Source organism: Streptomyces sp. NPDC002773, assembly GCF_040295605.1.
Classification (GTDB): Bacteria; Actinomycetota; Actinomycetes; order Streptomycetales; family Streptomycetaceae; genus Streptomyces.
This window is the reverse complement of record NZ_JBEOVO010000010.1, coordinates 196,646-216,584: the sequence shown is the minus strand read 5'-3', so window position 1 is coordinate 216,584 and position 19,939 is coordinate 196,646. Positions and strand designations below refer to the sequence as shown.

The following is a 19,939-nucleotide window of genomic DNA, read 5'->3' as shown; positions in this document are numbered from 1 at the left end:
CGTTCGGACCGAGGAGGGCGAAGACCGTCCCGGCCGGGATCCGCAGATCGATGCCGTCGAGCACGGTCTTGTCGCCGTAGGACTTGCGCAGCCCGTTCGCCGCGATGGCCGTTTCGGTCATGGTGAGTACTCCTCAGTTACGGATCGGAGGGTGCGGGTCGCGGGTCAGAGGCTGCGGGCGGTGATGTCGCCGTAGGCGGTGGTCGCGTGGATGTCGAGCTGCGCGGCGGCGCCCTCGGAGTTCTGGAGCGAGTTGGAGATCCGGCCGTAGGCGGTGCCGGCGTGCAGGGTGGCGGAGACCCCGCGGGCGGCGCCGACCGCGATCGCGCCGTGCTCGGTGCGCAGCGTGACCGAGCCGCGCACGGCCTCGGCGATGGTCAGGTCGCCCTTCTGGCTGCTGATCTCCGCCGGGCCGCCCAGCCGGCCGACCGCGATGTCACCCGCGGCGAGGGTGATGCGGGCGCCTCCGGTCTCGTCGAGCTTGACCGTGCCGTGCGCGCTCTCGAAGGCCACGTCGCCGAGCCGTCCGACGCCGCGGAGTTCGGCGGTGGCCGCCTTCGCCTCGACGCGGGAGCCGGCGGGCAGCTGGACGGTGACCTCGACGGAGCCGGAGTTCCCGAGGACCCGGTTCTTCGCGTCGGGGGCCTCGATCCGCAGGACACCGTCACCGTAGGCGACCGTGATCCGCTCCGCCGCCTTCACGTCGCGGCCCTTGGAGGCGTCGGCGGGCAGGACCTCGACGGTGGTGTCGGCCCGGTCGGCGGCGATGAACCGGATACGTCCGGCGGGGATGTCGAGGACGGTGGAGATCGGGGCGGAGGTGAGGAACTTCTGCATGGTCTTCTTCTTTCGGCTCGTCGTTTCTGACAAGAGAAACGCTACGTTGCATTCACGTAGCTAGCAACAAGCTTGTTGCGTAGGGACGCGATCAATGCAGGTCAGAGCCGCAATTTCATTGCAACGGTCCTGCGGGATAATGCAACGTCAGGCGTTACCCTGTTGCAATGAACTGAAGATGAACGCTATGGCGTCAGCCGCGGTCGTACCCCGCGTCCCCGCCGTCCCTGGCCCCCGCGGGAAGCGCGGGCGGCGCGTACGTGGCCAGGGCCTCCCCGTCCGGGTCGGGGCGTACGGCCCCGAGCAGCGGGTTCGCCGCGATCGGGGAGACCTTCACCTTCGCGCCCGGACGCGGGGCCTGCACCACCAGGCCCTCGCCGAGGTAGACCGCCACATGGGTGGCGCCGGGGAAGTACACGACCAGGTCCCCGGGGCGCAGCTCGGAGAGCGGCACCCGGGGCAGCGTCGCCCATTGCTCCTGGCTGGTACGCGGCAGCTTCCGGCCCGCCGCCGCCCACGCCCGCTGGCTGAGCCCCGAGCAGTCGTACGTCTCAGGGCCCTCCGCCCCCCACTCGTACGGCTTGCCGATCTGGCCCACCGCGAACCGCAGCGCCTCGGCGCCCGCCCGGGACGGGGTGCGCCGGCCGTCCAGGACGCCGGAGCCGAGGAGTTCACGCTGCGCGCCCGCCGTCTGGACGCGTTCGAGCTCGGTGAGCCGGGCCAGTTGCCCGGGGGAGAGCGCGGCGAGCAGCTTCTCGACCTCCGCGAGCCGGGCCCGCGCCTCGTCACGCCGGGTGCGCTGCGCGACGGCGAGGCGCTGCTGCCGGTCGAGGGCCTTCCGGGAGGCGCTCGCCAGGGAGTCCGCCTGGCGCGCGGTCTTCTCCAGCCGTGAGACGGCCGCGGCACGGTCGCGTGCGACCCGGGCGATCAGATGCCCCTGGTCCAGGGCCGACCGCGGGTCCGGCGCGAGCAGCATCCGCAGGTACGAGGGGAGTTCGGTCCTGCCCTGGTACTGCTCCCGGGCGATCCGGCCTACCACGGCGCGCCCCTGGGCGAGGGCGGTCCGCGCGGCGGTGAGCCGGGCGGTCACCTTCTTGGTGTCGGCGGCCTGGAGCTTCAGGGCCTCGTCGGCGGCGTTGAACCGCTCGGCGGCCTCCTCGGCCCGCTGGTAGAGCGTGCGCATCCGGGCGAGCAGGGCGCTGACGGAGTCGCCACCGGGAGGGGGGAGCGCGGCGCCGTCGTCGAGGGGGGCGGGGGGCGAGGCTGCGGGGGAGGCGGGGGCGGTGGGGGTGTCAGGGATGGTGGGGGTGTCGGAGGCGGTGGGTGTGTCAGGGGCGCTGGGTGGGTCAGGCGCTGCGGGTGCCTCGGGGACGCTGGGGGTGTCGGGGTCCGCGGGCTGGGCCGAGGCGTCCGGGTCGACGGGCCCCACCGGTTCCGCCGCGGGGTCGGCCCAGGCGATCGGGGCCTCCACCGGGGGGTCGGTCGGCGGGTCCGGCGCGGCGGTGGCGCCCCCCGGCAGCAGCATCCCCGTGAACGCCGTCGCCGCGGCCAGCGCCCCCGTGCAGACCGTGCGCAGCAGCCTTCGCGACACGTACACCTCACCACCTCCACGGGGATGATGACGTGTCAGTTCAACTGATTACCGTACAAATGGGGGTGCGTCCGGCGGCCTCACCCGTTCGGCTCAGCGTCCTTCGCCGACGGGGGCGTACCGCCGCCCGGCTTCGACCACGGCCACTTCAGCTCGCGCCGCTCGCGGCCCCCGGGGGCGTACGCGTACACCCAGCCGCGCTGGAGCCCGAGCCGCTTCGTGTAGCCCGCGGGCTCGCGCCGGTACGCGTACACGGTCGGCGGGTTTCCGTCGTGCGCCGGGACCGGAACCTCGTACCACTTCGGCGGGTGGCCGGTCGGGCCGAGCAGGATCGGCAGGACCCGGCCGTCGAGGGGGCCGCCACGGAAGGGGGTGTTCTCGCTTCTCACCCCTCCAGTGTCCCCCGCCCCGGGCTCACAGCAGGTGGGCCGCCTCGCCCACCACCGGCATCACCCGCCGCGCGAGCCGCGCCACCGGCCCCGCCGGCGTCTCCTGGGCGAGGAGCAGCCCGACGACCCGCGCCGTCTCCCCGTCGCTCGCCGTGGTCGCGGCGAGCAGGGCGACGAGATGGTCGACGAGCCAGGCCCGCAGCTCCCGGGCCGGGGGCTGCTTGTCCTCGTCGAGCCAGATCAGCGAGGTGGCCTCCACGGCGGCGATCCACGTCCGCACCAGCATGCCGAGCCGGGGCCCCGGCCGCTCCACCCCCAGGTGGACGAGGATCTGCTCGGCGGCGGCCCGCCGCACCTCGTCGACGATCGCGGTGGTCCGGGAGGTCTCGGCGACGCTGCCGCCCCGCAGCAGGGCGCTGAACCCGGCGTCGTGCTCGTCGACGAAGGCCAGATACCGGTCGAGCACCCGCCCGAGCCGCTCCGTGGGCGGCCCTTCCGGCGGCTCGGTGAAGCAGCGGTTGAGGGCGTCGGCGGAGGAGCGCAGGGCCGCCTCGTACAGCTGCTGCTTGCCGCCGGGGAAGTAGCGGTAGACGAGGGGCCGCGAGACACCGGCGGCCTCGGCGACGTCGTCGAGCGAGACGTCCTCGGGCGTCCGGTGGGCGAAGAGCCCGAGGGCGGCGTCGAGGAGCTGCCCGCGCCGCTCCTCGACACTGAGTCTGCGGTACGCGGGAGTGGCGGCGCTCGTCATGCCCGCAGCGTAGCCCCGGGGCGGGCGGGCCAGGCATCCGGAACCGGCCGCGGCGGCGGGCCTCGCGGCTTCAGGCCGGCAGCCCCGAGGACTTCCAGAGCCGCCGCCCCGGCCCCCGCAGGGCGCCGATGTCGTCGAGGAAGTCCGTGAGCCGCCTGGCCCCGGCCTGCGTGAATGCGGGTCACCCCGCGGACGAGGGTCTGCACCCGCTCGTCCGGGAAGGTCAGCCGCTGCATCCGGTCGAGGATCTCCTCGCCGAGCAGGGTGGCGGCGAAGGAGCCGGGGGTCGTGGAGACGAGACGAGCTCCGGCGGCCAGAACCACGTGCCGTCCTCGAACGGCGTGTCCCAGTCGAGCACGGTGTCCGGGTCGTAGGAGTGTCTGCGGGAGGACTCCACAAGGCGCTCGCCAACACGTTACCGGGGGTCACCCCTTATCGGACTGCTCGTCAGTGACACCGTCAATCCCTTGCGCGCGACTTGTTGACGATCCGTCTACCACCGTGTGAGCCTGACGGGTGGACTCGCACCACGGGAACGGCCCGACCCCGAAGGAGGCGTCAGTGTCGACGCGCGACCTCTACACCACGGCCCCGTCCACCCCCACCTGGCAGGTCCCCGCCACCGGCTCGGCGCGCTTCTCGTGGGAATACGACATGGGCGCTTCCGGCCGCGAGCGCCTCCTCGCCCTCTACCAGAAGGGCAAGGACAAGCAGTGGGACGGCGCCACCCGGATCGACTGGGACGTGGAGGTCGACCCGTACGACCCGCTCGGCACCCCCGACGAGGTCCTCACCCTCCACGGCACCCGCCACTGGGCGAAGATGACCGAGAAGGACAAGGGCGACCTGCGACGGCACTACGCCTCCTGGCAGTTCAGCCAGTTCCTCCACGGCGAACAGGGCGCCATGATCTGCGCCGCCCGGATCGTCGAGTCCGTCCCCGACCTGGACGCCAAGTTCTACTCGGCCACCCAGACCATGGACGAGGCCCGCCACGCCGAGATCTACGGCCGCTTCCTCCACGACAAGATCGGCATGCTCTACCCGATCAACGACAACCTCAAGGGCCTGCTCGACGACACCCTGCGGGACTCCCGCTGGGACATGCCGTACCTCGGCATGCAGGTCCTCATCGAAGGCCTCGCCCTCGCCGCCTTCGGCATGATCCGCGACACCACCGACAAACCGCTCCCGAAGCAGATCCTCGCGTACGTGATGCAGGACGAGGCCCGGCACGTGGCCTTCGGCCGGATGGCCCTGCGCGACTACTACCGCCAACTCTCGGACGCCGAACTCCGCGAGCGCGAGGAGTTCGTCATCGAGGGCTGCTACCTCATGCGCGACCGCCTGCGCGGGGTCGAGGTCCTGGAGAACTTCGGCATCCCGAGGAAGGAAGCGGAGGAACTGAGCGAGCAGAGCGAGTTCCTGCACCTCTTCCGCAAGCTCCTCTTCAGCCGGATCGTCCCCTGCGTCAAGGACATCGGCCTCTGGGGCGAACGCCTCCAGAAGGCGTACCTCGACATGGGCGTCTTCGACCTCGGCGACTCGAACCTGGACCAGCTGATGACCCAGGACGAGGAGATCGCGGAGGCGCTGGACCGCGAGCGGTTCGCGGCGGAGGAGCGGGAACGGATCGCCGAGGTGGCCGAGGCGGTCGCGGAGGGGGAAGCGGCGTCGCAGTGACCGGACATTGGATCCAAGCTCCAGAATCCAACCTCCAGGATCCGGGATTTTGAATCCAACATCCGAGCTACGGTTTCCGCGTCTCCGCCTCCAACCGCAGCGCCTCCGTCATCACCGCCTTGGCGATCGGAGCCGCGCTGCCGCCCCCGCTGATGTCCGTCCGGGCCGCCTCCGCGTCCTCGACGACGACCGCGACGGCGACGGCCGGCTGGGCCGAGTCCCCGGCCTGGGCCCAGGCGATGAACCAGGCGTACGGGGTCCCCGTGTTGCCGAAGCCGTGCTGGGCGGTGCCGGTCTTGCCGCCGACCCGGGCGCCGGGGATCGCCGCGTTCGTCCCCGTGCCCTCCTCGACCGCCTTCACCATCAGCCGCTGGAGCTGCATCGCGGTCGAGGGGTTCATGGCCTGCCGGTAGCTGCGGCGGCCCGTCCGGTCCACGGTCGTGCCGCCGGAGGTGGTCGTGCGGTCGACGAGGTACGGGTGGGCGATCTCCCCGTTGTTGGCGACGGCCGACGCCACCAGCGCCATCTGGAGCGGCGTGGCCGTCGTGTCGAACTGCCCGATCGACGAGAGGGCCAGCTGGTCGGGGCTCATCTCCTGGTCGAAGTTGGACTTGGCCACCCAGGACGGCACCCGGAGCCGCGTGTCGTTGAAGCCGAACGCCTCCACCGCGTCGACCATCCCGGTCAGGCCCACCTTCACCCCGAGCCCGGCCATCACCGTGTTGCAGGACCACTGGATGGCGTACGCGAGGGAGGCGTCCGCGCATCCCTTCGCCTCGTTGGGCAGCACCTGCCGGGTGCCGGGCAGCACGAACGGGTCGGGGGTGTCCGTCGGCGCGTCCACGTCCCGTACGGCCCCGGCGTCCAGGGCCGCCGCTGCCGTCACGATCTTGAACGTGGAGCCCGGCGGGTAGGTCTGCCGCAGCGCCCGGTTCAGCATGGGCTGGTTCGGCGAGGTGGTGAGCCGCTTCCAGGCGTCCTTGACCCCGGGGTCGGTACCGGAGAGGACGCCGGGGTCGTACGAGGGCGAGCTGACGAGCGCCAGGATCCGGCCGCTGTGCGGCTCCACCGCCACGACCGCCCCGCGCTTCCCGCCGAGCCCCCGGAAGGCGGCCTCCTGCATCGAGGAGCGGATCGTCGTCACGACGTCACCGCCGGGCTGCCGGCCCCGGGTGAGGTCGTTCCAGAGGGGGAGCGGCGCCAGCATCGGCTCGGTGCCGGCCAGGACCGCGTCCTCGGCGTGCTCGACGAGGGTGGTGCCGTACGTCTGCGAGGAGTAGCCGGTCAGCGGCGCGTACAACGGCCCCTGGCGGTAGGTCCGTTCCCAGCGGAGCTGCTGCCCGCTGTCCCGGGAGCCCGTGACGGGCTTCCCGTCGACGACGATCTCGCCGCGCGGCTGCGCGTACCGGTTGATCGCGATGCGCCGGTTGGCCGGGTCGTCGTCGAGGGATTCGGCCTCGAACACCATCACGCGGGCGGAGTTGACGAGGAGGGCCACGAGCAGCAGGAGGCAGAGTGCGGCGGCCCGCCGTGCGTACCGGATCACGAGGCGCCCTCCTTGACGGGCACGAGCGCCCCCGTGTCGGCGTCGTCCGGCTGCGGGGCGCGCGCCGAGTCGCTCACGCGGATGAGCAGGGCGACGATGACCCAGTTGGTGACGACCGACGAACCTCCCTGGGCCAGGAACGGCATCGCCATGCCCGTCAGCGGGATCAGGCCCATGACCCCGCCCGCGATGACGAAGACCTGGAGGGCCACGATCGACGCGAGCCCGATCGCGAGGAGCCGCCCGAAGGGATCGCGCAGCGAGAGGCCGGCGCGGTACCCCCGGGCGACGAGCAGCGCGTACAGCAGGAAGAGCGCGGTCAGCCCCACGAGCCCCAGTTCCTCGCCCGCCGTGGCGAGGATGAAGTCGGACTTGGTGGCGAAGCCGATGAGGACGGAATGGCCGAGCCCCAGCCCCGAGCCGAGCATCCCGCCGGCCGCGAACGAGAACAGCGACTGGGCGAGCTGCCCCGGCCCGTCGCCCGCACGGATCGAGGCGAAGGGATCGAGCCAGTCCTCGACCCGGCTGTGCACGTGCGGTTCGAGCGAGCCGACGAGGAAGGCGCCGGCGGCGGCGAGCACGACACCGATGGCGATCCAGCCGATCCGGCCGGTGGCCACGTACAGCATGATCACGAAGAGGCCGAAGAAGAGCAGTGACGTACCCAGGTCCCGCTCCACGACCAGCACGCCGACGCTCAGCAGCCAGATCGCCACGACAGGCCCGAGGACCCGCCCGGCCGGGAACTGGAACTTCCAGATCCGGCGGCCGGTGTGCGTGAGCGCGTGGCGGTTGGCGGCGAGATAGGCGGCGAAGAAGACCGCGAGCAGGATCTTCGCGAACTCGCCCGGCTGGAACGAGAGACCGCCGATCCGGATCCAGATCTTGGCGCCGTTCACGGCGGGGAAGAAGATCGGCAGGATCATCAGGGCGAGCGCGGCGGCCACCGAGACGTACGCGTAGCCCTGGAGCGAGCGGTGGTCGCGCAGCAGCAGCACGACCACGATGAAGAGGCCGACCCCCAGCGTCGACCAGACCAGCTGGGTGGCCGCGGCCTGGTCGTTCGGCGTCTCCAGGTCGAGCCGGTAGATGAACACGAGCCCGAGCCCGTTGAGCAGGACGGCGATCGGCAGCAGCAGCGGATCGGCGTACGGGGCACGGAAGCGGACGGCGAGATGGGCGACGAGCGCGAGCAGCCCGAGCCCGGCCCCGTAGCGGGCGGCGTCCGGCGGTACGGCTCCGCTGCGGGCGAGGCCGACCTCGGCGTAGCCGTAGACGGAGATGAGGACGGCGCAGACGAGGAGGGAGAGTTCCACGCCGCGGCGCTTCGGGATGCGTACCCCGGGCGGGGGTGCGTCCGTTCGCGGTGTGGTCATGGCCGCAACGTAGCAAGCGGTATGCCCTATGTCCCTTTTGTGTGACGGTGTGCCGTGCGGTCAGTCCTCCGGCGCGCCGTCCGAGAGGCGGACGTACTCGGGCAGCCGCAGCAGGGCCTCGGCGCCGCCCCCGGGGGCCCCGGCGAACACGAGCGCGGCCCCGATCACCTCGGCCTGCCCGACCGCGATCGTCAGCCCGAGGCCGTGCCCCTTGCCGCCGCTCTCGGTCCGGAAGCGCTGCGGCCCTGACTCGATCAGATACCCCGGGTATCCAGGCCCGTGGTCCCGTACGGACACCACGGGCCCGTCCACCGTCACCACCACCGGAGGCGCCCCGTGCTTGTGCGCGTTGGCGATCAGGTTCCCGAGGACCCGCTCCAGGCGCCGCCGGTCGGTCTCCACCGTCGCGTCCCGCACCACCCGTACTTCCGTCTCCGTGCCGGAGGCGCGCACCACCCGCTCGGCGAGCGGCCCGAGTTCGTGCACGGCCAGGTCCACGGTCTCGTTGCGGGCGTCGAGCCGCGAGATCTCCAGCAGGTCCTCGGTGAGCCCCCGCATCGCCCGCACCCGGTCCCGTACGAGCTCCGAAGGCCGCCCCTCCGGCAGCAGCTCGGCGGCCGCCGACAACCCGGTCAGGGGCGTACGCAGCTCATGCGCCACATCGGCGGTGAACCGCTGCTCGCTCTGCAGCTTGCGCTGGAGCGAGGAGGCCATCGTGTCGAGCGCGCCCGAGACCGTCGCCACCTCGTCCTGCGGGCGCGAGGGGTCCTTCGTACGGGGATCGTCCACGCGCGCGTCGAGATCGCCGGCGCTGATCCGGCGGGCCACCTGGGCGGTGAGGTGCAACCGGCGGGTGACCCGGGTGACGGCGAAGGCGCCCACGAGCAGCGTCGCACCGATCGCGAGCACGGAGGAGCCGAGGATCGAACGGTCGAGCGCGTCGATCGTCTCGGCGCTCTGGCTGTGGTCGACGCGTACGGCGAGGGCGCGGCCGTCCGCGGGACCCGCCGCCCACATGGCCGGGCGGCCCCGGTCGTCACCGACCATCGTGCCGCGCTCGCCCCGGACGGCGAGGGCGCGCAGGGACGCCGGCAGCCCGGCCGGGTCGATCCCGGCGAACCGGGGAAGCGGCTCACCGGCCTCGTACAGCCGGGTGACGTCGACGAGCCGGGCGAGGGCCTTCTCCCGGGAGTCGGCCGTGGTCTGCCCGGCCACCGACACATGGACGAGGATGCCGAGCAGCGCGGCGAGGGCGCAGCACATCACCGCGATGAAGACGGCAGCCTTCCAGGTGAGGGTCGCGGTCCAGGCGGGCAGCCGGGGCGTCACGGGCTCTCCGCGGGCAGCGGCACGGGCGCGGGTGCGACGGTGGGAGCCGGGCTCACGAGCCGGGGCACGGGCACGCCGGACGCGGAGGGTTTCACCCGCACGATCTCGTCCCGCGTGGGCAGCATGCTGTGCTGCTGCTCGTCCCAGGACCAGGCGGTGCGGTACTCGTACCCGGGGATGCCCGCCGACGCGACCCGCGTGATCAGATCCCTGCCCGCCACCTCCACGCTGATGACCTGTTCGACGGTGGACATGATCCGGGTGAGCCCGCCGTTCTCGGCGAGGTAGACCCGGATCCCGACCTGCTGCTCGGGCATGCGGATCCCGACGATCAGCTCGTCCTGACCGTTGCCGGTGAGGTCGCGGTAGTACGGCCGCATGACGGGACAGGCGACAGCCGCGGTGCCGCAGGCGACGATCGCACGCGCGGTCTCCTCGTACATCCCGTCACCCCCGCTGAACACATCGCCCCGAGCCCGTACCTCCGCACGAACGACATCCAAGGCCTCGACGGAACGCACGTCGTTGTCGGACACCCGGACGCCGGGAACACGAGAGCTGTCGGACTCCCCGTAGTCGAGGGGCGGATCGGTGGCGGGCGGCAGATCGGGCCAGAGCCGTACGGGTCCCACAGCGCCGGGCGTGGCCCCGGCACTCCTGAGCGCCCCTTCGTCAGCACACCCACCGAGGGCGAGGAGGACACAGCAGACGGCGATGACCACACCGCGCGGCCTCATGCGACCTCCTCACCACGGAACACCCAAGGAGACCCTAAACGGAGGAAAGCCCCACCTGCTCACCGACAACCCACGAGGCGAGGGCGCCCGACGGACAGGAGTGGGGGACGTGGAGGGGGCCGTGTTCGGGACGTAGACGGCCCCCACGGCAGCCCCACGGCGGGCGGCATCCCACGGCCCGGCGGCCAGGGGCGCAGGACCAGCCCCGAACCACCGCCCCCCGCTAGAAAACCCCCCGCTCCATCCGGGCCAACGCGGCCCGGCACAAGGTCAGGAGCTTCTCGTCGAGGTGGACGTCATGACTGCCCGAGGCGCCCTCCCGGGCGTTGTGGCGCCGCCGCCGGGTCAGCTCGGTGAGGATGACCAACTGCGCCTCCGACGCCGCGGGCCCCATCTCCGCCAGGCACTCGGCGACGTCCACGCGCGCGTGCCGGTTCTCCTCCCAGGCCGCGAGTAGCACCGGCAGGGCCGCCGCCGTGTCCCCGGAAACCCGCCACAGGGCGGCCGCGCTGCGGACCCGCACCCACAGGTCCCGTGAGGCCAGACCGGGCCGGAGCGCGGGCGCGGCCGAGGCGGCGGCCGGGCCGATCTCGCCGAGCACCTGCGCGGCGGCGCACCGCTCCGCGCCCGAGACGCCCGGCCGCAGCCACCGGCCCAGGGCCGCCAGGACCTCTCCCATGTCACCTTCGGCCGCCCACAGGGCCCGCGCCGCCGCCGTGGAGACGGTGGCCGACTCGGCGGCCAGGAGTCTTCGCATGTCCGGTACGGCCTGCCGGGCGGCAGGCCCGAAGGCCGCCAGGGTCCGCAGGGCGGCCTCCCGCACCCAGTCGCGCCGGTTCGGCGGCGCCCCGCGAAGGACCCGCAGGACCTCCGGTACGGCCTGGCCGCCGCGTACGGCCGCGAGGGCGTACAGCAGGGGCGCGGCCCGGTCGTACAGCCGCTCGTCGAGCTCGACGTCGGCGAGCCGGCGCCGCAGTAGGGGGGCGAGCATCGCCGCCGAGGGCCCGAGGCCGTCCATGGCGTACAGGAGCTCCCGCCGCACCTCGCCCCCCTCCTCGAGGGCGCGGGCGAGCAGCGGCACGGCACGGGTGTCCCCGGCGCGGGCGAGCGCGAGGAGCGCCCCGTCCCGCCCGGACCGCCCGACGAAGGCGTGATGACCACGCCCACCGCCCCCTGACCACGCCCCAGCCCCAGACCCCGACCCAGGCCCCGACCCGGACCCCAACCCCGTCCCAGACCCCGGCCCCGTGGTCAGACGCTCGGTGAGCGCGTCGGCGGCGGGTGCGCCCAGCTCGAAGAGCCGCTCCAGGAACGAGGTGGCGGCCTCGCGGAGCCGCGGTTCGGGGTCGTGGAGCTGCGCGCCGACGAGCCGGACGACTTCCTCGTACCGCCCGCGCCAGATCCGTATCAACCCGCCGCACAGCCAGATGGCGTCCGACCGCTGCCCCCAGTCGGGGCTGCGCAGCTGCGCGAGGATCAGCGCGATGCGGTCGTCGACGCGGTCGTCGAGGGCGGCGTGCAGGGTCCGGAGCAGCTCCTCGGTCCAGGGGGCGGGGCGGCCGGCGGCGTGCTCCTCCAGGAGCTCGCGGACCTGCCCGATGAGGGTGGGCGCGGCGTGCCGGGACCCGTCGGTGCCGGGGGCGGCCGCGGTGTGCGCAGTGGTCCTGATCTCCTCCAGGAGCCCCGTCACCCGCGGCACGACGTCGTCCGGGATGTCGCCGGGCGCGCAGCGCGCCCGCTGGGCGAGGGCCGCGAGCCGGAGCCCGGGGTCGTGGGCGGCGCGGGCGAGCCAGCCGAGCCAGTCGACGATCTCGGCGCGCAGCGACGCGTGCCTCAGGGCGATCCGCCCGAGGGCGGCGACGAGGGCGAGCCGCACCTCGGTGTCCCGCTCGACGGTGAGCCGTTCCCGCAGCAGGGTCAGCACCCGGGCGGGCTCGGGGTGCAGCGAGGCGAGCGCGCAGGGCGCGGCGAGCCGTACCTCGGGGTCGGGGTCGGAGGCGAGCCCGAGGAAGACGTCGGAGCCGGCGGCGATGGCGGCGGCGGCCATGGCGTAGTTGGCGGCGGGTATGAAGTCGTCGCCCTCCGAGCCGAGTTCGTCCAGTTCATCGTCGTCGTCGAGCTCGATCCCCCCGATGCTGGTGAGGAGCTCGACGAGGCAGCCGCGGTCCTGGACGGCGGGGTCGGCGACGAGTTCGAGGAGGAAGGGGATGCAGGCGAGCGTGGAGTCGTAGACGTCGCCCTGGTGGTGCACGGCGCCGTACATGCCGTCGAGGGCGGTCTCCCGCTCCGCGGGATCGGCGGAGGCGAGTCCGCGGAGGAGCTCCGGCACGTCGTCCGCGGGGCCGTAGGCGTGCCCCAGTGAGGCCCAGTCGACCTCCTCGATCCCCGTCAGCATGTGCCAGGCCGCCTTCCCCGTGAGCCCTGTATCAGGCAGCAAGTGTGCACCACGGGACGGAAAGCAAGGCCTTGCTGACAGCACGCGGCCTGCGGAGGGCCCGAGTTGCGGCCTCTTTGCGCCATGTACGCTACGGAGTAGGGCAGTTGCGCAGGGTATCGACCGTGAAAAGCGCCGAGGGCGTCGGGGCCGGGGAGGGCCGCCCGTTCAACCCTCCGACCGGACCCGGACGAACGTCGCGTTCTCCTGCCGCTGGCGCCCCGCGAGCTGCCGCAGTTCGACCGGGACCGGCGGGTCCACCCACCGCACCGGTCCGTGCTCCGGGTGCGGGGCGAGGGGCCCGGCGCGGTCGCCGACAAGCGCGCCGACCTCGCGCGACTGGGCGGGGGAGAGCCGGGGCGAGGTGGTCACGGTACGGCCGTCGGCGAGCCGTACGACGAGGGCGCGGGGCCGGTCGGCGGGGCCGAGGACGCCGAGCAGCAGGCCGTCGCTCGTCTCCGCGTGCCGGACCTTGCGCCAGGCCCAGGTGGGCCCCGCCCGGTAGGTGGAGCCGAGGGTCTTCGCGACGATCCCCTCGACCCCGGCGTCCCGCAGGTCCCGGAACCAGTCGCGCGCGGTCTCCTCGTCCAGGGTGGCGAGGACGCGCTGGAGCGGCGGTTCGGCGTCCCGCAGGGCCGTACCGAGCAGCTCCCACCGGTCGCGGAGCGGCAGGCTCCGCACGTCCTGCCCGGGTACGGCGAGGAGGTCGAAGGCGATGTACGAGACGGGTACGCCGGTCCGGGCCCGGTCCGCGGGGGAGCGGAGCAGGTCGGTGAAGCTGAGCCGGCCCTCCCGGTAGGCGCACAGCTCGCCGTCGAGGACGATCCCGGGCGGTAGCTGTTCCCGCAGGTGGGCGGCGGTCTCGGGGAACTCGGGGGCGAGGTCGCGGCGGGAGCGGGACTGGAGGACGACCTTGCCGCCGCCGAGGACGAAGGCGAGCGCACGGAACCCGTCGAGCTTGAGCGAGTACTGGAGCTGCCGGGGCGGCGGGGCCTGTACGGGGATCTCGTCGGCGGCCCGGGGCCGCATGACGTCGACGGGCGGAACCAGCACGACGGGCCCGAGCGCCCCGCCCCCACCGGCACCGGGCCCACCCCCGCCGGCACCGGTCCCACCCCCGCCGGCACCGGTCCCACCCCCGCCGGCACCGAGCCCACCTCCGCCGGCACCGGGCCCACCCCCGCCGGCACCGGTCCCACCCCCGCCGGTCAGGCGGCCCCCGTCCCGGCTCAAGGCAGCTCTCCCGCCCGCTCGGGTGCGAAAAGCGGTGCCAGGAGCTCCCCGTACCGCTCCAGACGTGGCGTGATGTCGTCCATGAGGAGAACGAGGGCTTCCGGATCCGCGGCGCGCGGCCCCGCGTTCTCCTCCACCTCCTCCCACGTGACGGGCGCGGACACGGCGGGCAGGGCCCGCGCCCGCAGGGTGTAGGGGGTGGCGGTGGTCTTGGCGGCGGCGTTCTGGCTGTGGTCGACGAAGACCTTCCCGGTCCGCAGGGCCTTGGCCATCCGGTGCACGACGAGTTTCGGCAGCGCCGCCTCCGCTTCGACGGCGAGCTGTCGGGCGTACGCGGAGACGCGCGAGGACGGCGTCGGCACCACCGGCACGAGGAGGTGCAGCCCCTTGGAGCCGGAGGTCTTGGCGTAGGCGTGGAGGCCGTCCGCGGCGAGCCGCTCGCGCAGGTGCAGCGCGACCCGGCAGCACTCGACGACCGTCGCGGGCGGCCCGGGGTCGAGGTCGAACACGAGCCGGTCGGCGACGGCGGGGGAGGAGGCCCGCCACTGCGGGGTGTGGAACTCCACGACGAGGTTCGCCGCCCACATCAGCGAGGCGAGGTCGTCGATCACCACCTGCCGGGCGCGGGGGTCCTCGGAGCGGGGTACGGGGGTGGTCCTCACCCAGGAGGGTGTGCCGGGCGGAGGATTCTTCGTGAAGAAGAGCTGCCCGTCCGGGCCGTCCGGATAGCGCAGGAAGGACACGGGCCGGTCCCGCAGATGCGGCAGGATCGCGGCCCCGACGGTCGCGTAGTAGTGGAGCAGCTCGCCCTTGGTGGTGCCGGTGACCGGGTGGAGCACCTTGTCCAGGTTGCTGAGCGCCAGGCGCCGCCCCTCCACCTCCGTGAGAGGCGTCATACGATGACAATCCCCCCGAATCATCTTTTTTAGGCTCGAAAGGTAAGAAACGTGCGATCCATCTGGAACGGCGCCATCTCTTTCGGGCTTGTCAGCATCCCGATCAAGCTGGTGAACGCCACCGAGAGCCATTCGGTCTCCTTCCGCCAGATCCATACCGAGGACGGCGGCCGCGTCCGCTACAAGAAGGTGTGCGAGCTCGACGGCGAGGAACTCTCCACGCCGGAGATCGGCAAGGCGTACGAGGACGCCGACGGGACCATGATCCCGATCACCGACGAGGACCTGGCCGCCCTGCCGCTCCCGACGGCGAAGACGATCGAGATCGTGGCCTTCGTGCCGGCCGGTGAGATCGATCCGCTCCAGATGGACGCCGCGTACTACCTCTCGGCGAACGGCGTGCCGGCGGCCAAGCCGTACACGCTGCTCCGTGAGGCGCTCAAGCGCAGCGACAAGGTGGCGGTGGCCAAGTACGCGCTCAGGGGGCGGGAGCGGCTCGGCATGCTGCGGGTCGTGGACGACGTGATCGCGATGCACGGGTTGCTCTGGCCGGACGAGATCCGCGCCCCCGAGGGCGTGGCCCCGGAGACCCCGGTCGCCGTACGGGACGCCGAACTCGACCTGGCGGACGCCCTGATGGCCACGCTGGGCGAGGTCGACATCAACAGCCTGCACGACGACTACCGGACCGCGGTCGAGGAGATGATCGCGGCGAAGGCGGAGGGCGGCGAGGCCGTCGCGCCCCCGTCCCCGGGGGAGGCGCCGGGTGGCCGGGTGATCGACCTGATGGCGGCGCTGGAGAGCAGCGTCAGGGCGGCGAAGGAGGCTCGCGGCGAGGACGCCGTGGTGACGGAGCTCAAGCCGCGCGGGACGCCGAAGGAGACGGGGGGCAAGAAGTCCACGTCCCGGACGCCCGCGAAGAAGACGGCGACGCCGGCCCGCAAGTCGACGTCGACGGCGGACGGAGCGGCGGGCGCGGCGGAGGAGGCACCGAAGAAGGCCGCGACCAAGAAGGCGCCGGCGAAGAAGACGCCGGCGAAGAAGACGACGACGAAGGCGACGACGAAGAAGACGGCGACGAAGGAAGCGACGAAGGCGGCGGCGAAGAAGACGACCCCCCGCAAACGCACGGCGTAACGCCCTGGGTCGTGCCCCGCCGCCGCCCCGAGTCAGCGGTAGTCGTCGGGGTGGTCCTGCATCCACGTGTTGATCTCGTCGCGCGTGCCGACCAGCAGGCTCTGGTGCTTCTTCAGGTTCTCGAAGGAACGGTCGCCGCCGAGTTCGCCGTTGAGCTTCTCGATGAGCGCGATCGGCTCGGGGAAGTGCCCGGGCCCCTTCGGGTCGGCCTTCATGGCCCGGTCCATACGCTGGAGTTCGTCGTAGACCCGCCCGAGGAAGTAGGCACAGTTGCCCGGCGTGCACGACTCGTTCAGCGTCGCCTGCAGCCCGGCGAACGCGTCCCGAACCCGCTCGGCCGACGCGGTTCGGGGCCCAGGCGACGAACTCTCCACGCCCTCCCCCTCCTGTCCGGCCGGAGAGTCGGTGGCGACAGGCGTCGCGGCGCTGCTGGTGGCGCTGGAACCGCCCGAACCAGCCGTACTGCCCGTACCGCTCGCACCGCAGGAAACGCTGAGCGCGGCCAGGGCGACGGCGACGACCACCGCACCCGGCATCGAGGACTTGAACAAGGAACTCCCCCTGGATCGACTGATCGACGATCAGCCGACCCTACAGAACTCCTGTTCGCGCCGCTCAGCGGCGGATACAGGAAGCCGGCGCCGGGCGGTTCCTCGGTACGGGTGAGGGAGCCCTGGGGACCGGGGGTCAGGACGTAGTTCCCGGCCGGGTTGACGGCGGGGTCCATGGTTTCGCCCACCACCACCGGGCTGCCGAAGCCGTCGAAGGCGATGTCGAACAGCTGGCCCGGGGCCGTACCGGCATGGCGGCCCTCCTGGCGACCCTCGTCGCACTCACGACCCTGTGGGCGCTGCTGCCCCGGCCGCAACTCGGCACCGGCACCGTCGGTATCACCCGCCTCGCCGCGCCCCCGCGAGCCTGCCACGACACGCCCACGACCTCGCACCACGAGTCCCGCTGTCAGTGACCGCGCCGCCCGACAGCCGGCGCATCCGAGGCAGGCGCGTCCCCGACAGCCGCGTCTCCGGCAGGCGCATGGGGATGGCGGACCGAATCGCCTGCCTTGGGCGTCGCGTGAGTGTCGGAGTGACCCTTGGCGGGGGGATCGGGATGCCCCTTCCCAGAGGCGGGCGGGGCTCCGGGGGGCAGGAGGGATTCGCAGTACGTCGGGATGTCCTCGCCGTCGGCCGCGGCGACCAGACGCTCCCACGCCGGGGCGTCCATGGCCTTGCCGTTGCCGAGGGCCTTCTCGTACGCGCGGCAGAGGGATTCATGCGTCGGCGCCGGATGGACGGGGACATGGGGCAGGGGATGGGTGGCGGGGGCCGGGCGCGGGGACGCCGAACTCGAGGGCGAGGGCGAGGGCGAACTCGAGGGCGGGGGCGGGTGCGGAAACTCGGACGACATCGAACTGGCGGGTCCCTCCAGCGGCGGAGGAGCGGATGCGGTGCGGCGGGGCTCGGGGTCGCGGGTCTCGGTTTCGTCGGAGGGATCGTGCGGAACGGCTGTGGCGAGCGCGATCCCGCCCAGGGTCAGGCTTGCGACCAGGGCCGCGAGCGCGGTCTTGAGCGAACGTCCGGTACGGCGTTCCGGTGCGGGGCGCCAGTCCTCGCGGCGTCTGGTGGGCCGAGGCGAGTGCAGGCCCGTGTCGCGGGCCGTACGGAACGCGGCGACGGCTGCCCGGGCCGAGGCGTCGTCCACGTCCGTGGGCCGCAGGGCAGCGGCCAGTGCCGCCTCGATGTCGTCGTGTTCCCGCATACCGTCTTCACCTCTCATCCCTTCATCTCCTTCGCGAGCCGCTTCAGCCCGCGGTGCGCGGCGGACCGTACCGCCCCGACCCGCTTGCCCAGGACCCGGGCCGCCGTAGGCCCGTCCAGCCCGACGACCACCCGCAGCAGCACCGCCTCGGCCTGGTCCCGGGGGAGCCCGGCGACCAGGGCCAGTGCCTCCGCGGTGGACAGCGCCTCCAGGGCCTCGCCCGCCGTTTCCCGCGGGGCGGGCAGATCGAGCACGTCCTGTCCGAACGGGGCCGTTAACGGCCGGGAGCGCAGGCGCCGCAGGTGGTCCAGTGCGCGGTGGCGGGCGATGGTCGCGGTCCAGCCGCGGAACCCCGCACCGTCCCCGCGGAACCGTGCCAGGTCGCGGGCTATCTCGAGCCAGGCGTCGGAGGCCACGTCCTCGGCGGACTCACCGACGAGCCCTCGCAGGTACCCCAGCAGCCCGGGTTGCACGATCCGGTACACGTCGGCGAACGCTTCGTCGTCACCGTCCTGAGCACGCTCCACCGCATGCTGCAGAGCGGCGTCGTTCGCCCCCAAGTGATCTTCCTTCGGTATTCCCGCGTCATGCTGTCCGGCGCATCACCCTACGCGGCCGCCGGGTGCCGGCCGTCGGCCGTACGCCGTGGCAGCGGCGGGCGCCGCACACGACCGGGGAGCAGCAGGAAGAAGGTGTGGGCGGATTCCTCGGGGCCCAGCTCGAAGCGGTTGACGACCTTGCCGAGGGGGTTCCACGCCCGCCCGTCGGGCATCCGGACGCCGACCGGCTGCCGGAACAGCTCGGACGTCGCCTCGTCGAAGTCCACCCAGCGGGCGCAGGCTTGACGGACAATCACCTCGCCGAGATACGCGCCGAGTTCGCGGAGTACGGGCGCGGCGGCCACCGGGTCGGCGGTCCCCTGCCGCAGCCCGTCGACCACGCGATCGACGATCCGCAGGCTGGCTACGGAGAAGTCGAGGGGGAGCCGTGCCTTCGCGGTCACGCGGGAGGCGAACGCGGAGGCGTACCGGCTCATGTCGGCGGCCCGCAGCGTGCGGCTGACGTGGTCCATCGCTTCCACCCTCACTGCACGAACCCGTGCGGCTCTTCCCGGTACTCGTGGTCCTCGGGAAGGCCGCCGGTCTCCGTGCCCTCCCCAGAATCCAGCGCAACCGGAGGCCGGACCATCACGGGTTCGCGCTGTGATCAACACCACACGCCAAGGGGCCGACGGGCGGAGCGGCGGGCAGTGCGTTCGCCGGCCGTACCGAGGACTCGCCCGCTCTCGCGTTCGACCGCGCGTCCGAAGGGTGAGGCGACGCCGGGTGGCAGGGCTTTTCGTACTCTCACTCGATGGTGTGGGGTGCGGGGCGGTGAGGCGAGCAATGACCCGGCACCGTCGCTCAAGGGGCGCCGCCGGCGATCGGATGCTCCCTACACTCCCCGCACATGGCGCTCTGGCTGCTCAACCACTTCAGCACCTTCACCCTGGCCATGCTCACCGTCGGCGGGACCATCGGTCTGGCGGTGGCCGGCAGCGTGCTGCTCCGCCGCAGGTACCCGTCGCTGGCCGAGGGTGAGCACAACGACATGGTCGGGGTGACGCTGGGGATGTTCGGCGCGATCTACGGCATCATCCTCGCGTTCGTCATCGTCACCCTCTGGACCCAACTGGACAACACGCAGACCATCGTCGCGACCGAGGCCACCGACGTCGCCATGATCGCCCGTGACGCCGCCGCCTTCCCCGACCCGGTCCGCGCCCAGGTCGACGCCGCGCTCAGCGGGTACGTCCACGCGGTCGTGGAAGACCAGTGGCCCCGGATGCGCGAGGGGCGGCCCAGCTACGGAGCCACCGCCGACAAGCTCCAGACGGTCTTCGACGTGCTGCAGACCTACGAGCCGAAGACCGCCCGCGAAGAGGTCTTCTACGGAGAGGCCGTCGCCCGCCTCAACGACGTCGCCTCCCAGCGCCGCGCCCGCCTGACCATGGCAGAACAGGAACTTCCCCCACTCCTCCAGATCCTGGCCTTCGGCGGCGCGCTCGTCCTGATCCCTCTCACCTTCCTCTACGGCATGCGCAAACTGCGGATCCAGATCCTCTTCGTCGCCTCCGTCGCCGCCCTCATCGGCTTCAGCCTGCTCCTGGTCCTCGTCCTCGACCGCCCCTTCGCCGGCGAACTGAGCGTGACCCCAGCCCCGTACCAGGAGGGAGCACTCGCGCGGTACTGGAGCCCGTGAGCTG

19 protein-coding genes and 2 pseudogenes are annotated in these 19,939 nt (G+C 72.8%); 4 read left to right on the top strand and 17 right to left on the bottom strand.

Features of this window, described 5'->3' with window-relative positions; genetic code table 11:
- The 6 genes and pseudogenes from ABT034_RS15900 to ABT034_RS15875 form a co-directional block, all read right to left on the bottom strand.
- A pseudogene (locus ABT034_RS15900) lies at window positions 1-121 on the bottom strand (ABC transporter); the annotation flags it as partial.
- Window positions 122-165: 44 nt separating this feature from the next.
- Window positions 166-837 (bottom strand): DUF4097 family beta strand repeat-containing protein, encoded by a 672-nt coding sequence (locus ABT034_RS15895; protein ID WP_351215392.1) that lies wholly within the window; start codon window positions 835-837, stop codon window positions 166-168.
- Window positions 838-1,030: 193 nt separating this feature from the next.
- Entirely contained in the window at window positions 1,031-2,434 is a 1,404-nt protein-coding gene (locus ABT034_RS15890; protein ID WP_502972936.1) for a C40 family peptidase, read from the bottom strand.
- Window positions 2,435-2,508: 74 nt separating this feature from the next.
- Window positions 2,509-2,817, bottom strand: coding sequence for a DUF8847 domain-containing protein (locus ABT034_RS15885; RefSeq protein ID WP_351215390.1), 309 nt, complete (start codon window positions 2,815-2,817; stop codon window positions 2,509-2,511).
- Between the two features lie 25 nt (window positions 2,818-2,842).
- Complete coding sequence (locus tag ABT034_RS15880; RefSeq protein WP_351215388.1) at window positions 2,843-3,565, bottom strand: TetR/AcrR family transcriptional regulator; 723 nt, start codon at window positions 3,563-3,565, stop codon at window positions 2,843-2,845.
- A gap of 70 nt (window positions 3,566-3,635) precedes the next feature.
- Window positions 3,636-3,980, bottom strand: a pseudogene (locus tag ABT034_RS15875) (diiron oxygenase); the annotation flags it as partial.
- Window positions 3,981-4,126: 146 nt separating this feature from the next.
- Between ABT034_RS15875 and ABT034_RS15870 the strand changes: the two are divergent.
- Window positions 4,127-5,248 carry a ferritin-like domain-containing protein gene (locus ABT034_RS15870; RefSeq protein ID WP_351215386.1) on the top strand — a complete coding sequence of 374 codons (1,122 nt, stop codon included), beginning with the start codon at window positions 4,127-4,129 and terminating at the stop codon, window positions 5,246-5,248.
- A gap of 67 nt (window positions 5,249-5,315) precedes the next feature.
- Here the strand turns inward: ABT034_RS15870 and ABT034_RS15865 are convergent, their stop codons facing one another.
- From ABT034_RS15865 to ligD, 7 genes are all read right to left on the bottom strand, one after another.
- Window positions 5,316-6,794, bottom strand: coding sequence for a penicillin-binding transpeptidase domain-containing protein (locus ABT034_RS15865; RefSeq protein ID WP_351215384.1), 1,479 nt, complete (start codon window positions 6,792-6,794; stop codon window positions 5,316-5,318).
- Entirely contained in the window at window positions 6,791-8,170 is a 1,380-nt protein-coding gene (locus ABT034_RS15860) for an FtsW/RodA/SpoVE family cell cycle protein (RefSeq protein WP_351215382.1), read from the bottom strand. Before ABT034_RS15860 ends, ABT034_RS15865 begins: the two co-directional genes overlap by 4 nt.
- A gap of 60 nt (window positions 8,171-8,230) precedes the next feature.
- Window positions 8,231-9,499 (bottom strand): ATP-binding protein, encoded by a 1,269-nt coding sequence (locus ABT034_RS15855; protein WP_351215381.1) that lies wholly within the window; start codon window positions 9,497-9,499, stop codon window positions 8,231-8,233.
- Complete coding sequence (locus ABT034_RS15850; RefSeq protein ID WP_351215379.1) at window positions 9,496-10,236, bottom strand: hypothetical protein; 741 nt, start codon at window positions 10,234-10,236, stop codon at window positions 9,496-9,498. Before ABT034_RS15850 ends, ABT034_RS15855 begins: the two co-directional genes overlap by 4 nt.
- A gap of 223 nt (window positions 10,237-10,459) precedes the next feature.
- The gene (locus tag ABT034_RS15845; protein WP_351215377.1) at window positions 10,460-12,631 is read right to left on the bottom strand and encodes a PBS lyase; all 2,172 of its coding nucleotides are present in this window, start codon (window positions 12,629-12,631) and stop codon (window positions 10,460-10,462) included.
- A gap of 207 nt (window positions 12,632-12,838) precedes the next feature.
- Window positions 12,839-13,723 carry an ATP-dependent DNA ligase gene (locus ABT034_RS15840; RefSeq protein WP_351215375.1) on the bottom strand — a complete coding sequence of 295 codons (885 nt, stop codon included), beginning with the start codon at window positions 13,721-13,723 and terminating at the stop codon, window positions 12,839-12,841.
- Window positions 13,724-13,899: 176 nt separating this feature from the next.
- On the bottom strand, window positions 13,900-14,799 hold the full coding sequence (gene ligD, locus ABT034_RS15835) for a non-homologous end-joining DNA ligase (protein WP_351215373.1): 900 nt from the start codon (window positions 14,797-14,799) through the stop codon (window positions 13,900-13,902).
- Between the two features lie 51 nt (window positions 14,800-14,850).
- On the opposite strand from ligD, the gene ku reads away from it, so the two are divergent.
- Window positions 14,851-15,936: a non-homologous end joining protein Ku gene (gene ku / locus ABT034_RS15830; protein WP_351215371.1), complete on the top strand. Its 1,086-nt coding sequence runs from the start codon at window positions 14,851-14,853 to the stop codon at window positions 15,934-15,936.
- 32 nt (window positions 15,937-15,968) lie between these two features.
- Here ku and ABT034_RS15825 read toward each other — a convergent pair whose 3' ends face one another.
- Window positions 15,969-16,487, bottom strand: a complete 519-nt coding sequence (locus ABT034_RS15825) for a hypothetical protein (RefSeq protein WP_351215369.1) — start codon at window positions 16,485-16,487, stop codon at window positions 15,969-15,971.
- Between the two features lie 251 nt (window positions 16,488-16,738).
- On the opposite strand from ABT034_RS15825, the gene ABT034_RS15820 reads away from it, so the two are divergent.
- On the top strand, window positions 16,739-16,903 hold the full coding sequence (locus ABT034_RS15820) for a hypothetical protein (protein WP_351215367.1): 165 nt from the start codon (window positions 16,739-16,741) through the stop codon (window positions 16,901-16,903).
- On the opposite strand, the gene ABT034_RS15815 is transcribed toward ABT034_RS15820, so the two are convergent.
- Genes ABT034_RS15815 through ABT034_RS15805 form a run of 3 tightly spaced genes read right to left on the bottom strand, consistent with a single transcriptional unit; the run spans window position 16,897 to window position 18,766 of the window.
- The gene (locus ABT034_RS15815) at window positions 16,897-17,712 is read right to left on the bottom strand and encodes a hypothetical protein (RefSeq protein WP_351215365.1); all 816 of its coding nucleotides are present in this window, start codon (window positions 17,710-17,712) and stop codon (window positions 16,897-16,899) included. The genes ABT034_RS15820 and ABT034_RS15815 overlap by 7 nt on opposite strands.
- Window positions 17,709-18,254, bottom strand: coding sequence for an RNA polymerase sigma factor (locus tag ABT034_RS15810; RefSeq protein WP_351215363.1), 546 nt, complete (start codon window positions 18,252-18,254; stop codon window positions 17,709-17,711). The genes ABT034_RS15815 and ABT034_RS15810 overlap by 4 nt, the downstream gene beginning before the upstream one ends.
- Window positions 18,255-18,301: 47 nt before the next feature.
- Complete coding sequence (locus tag ABT034_RS15805) at window positions 18,302-18,766, bottom strand: hypothetical protein (protein WP_351215361.1); 465 nt, start codon at window positions 18,764-18,766, stop codon at window positions 18,302-18,304.
- A gap of 377 nt (window positions 18,767-19,143) precedes the next feature.
- Between ABT034_RS15805 and ABT034_RS15800 the strand changes: the two genes are divergently transcribed.
- A complete protein-coding gene (locus tag ABT034_RS15800; RefSeq protein WP_351215359.1) occupies window positions 19,144-19,935 on the top strand; it encodes a bestrophin-like domain in 792 nt (263 codons plus the stop codon).
- Window positions 19,936-19,939: the final 4 nt, after the last annotated feature.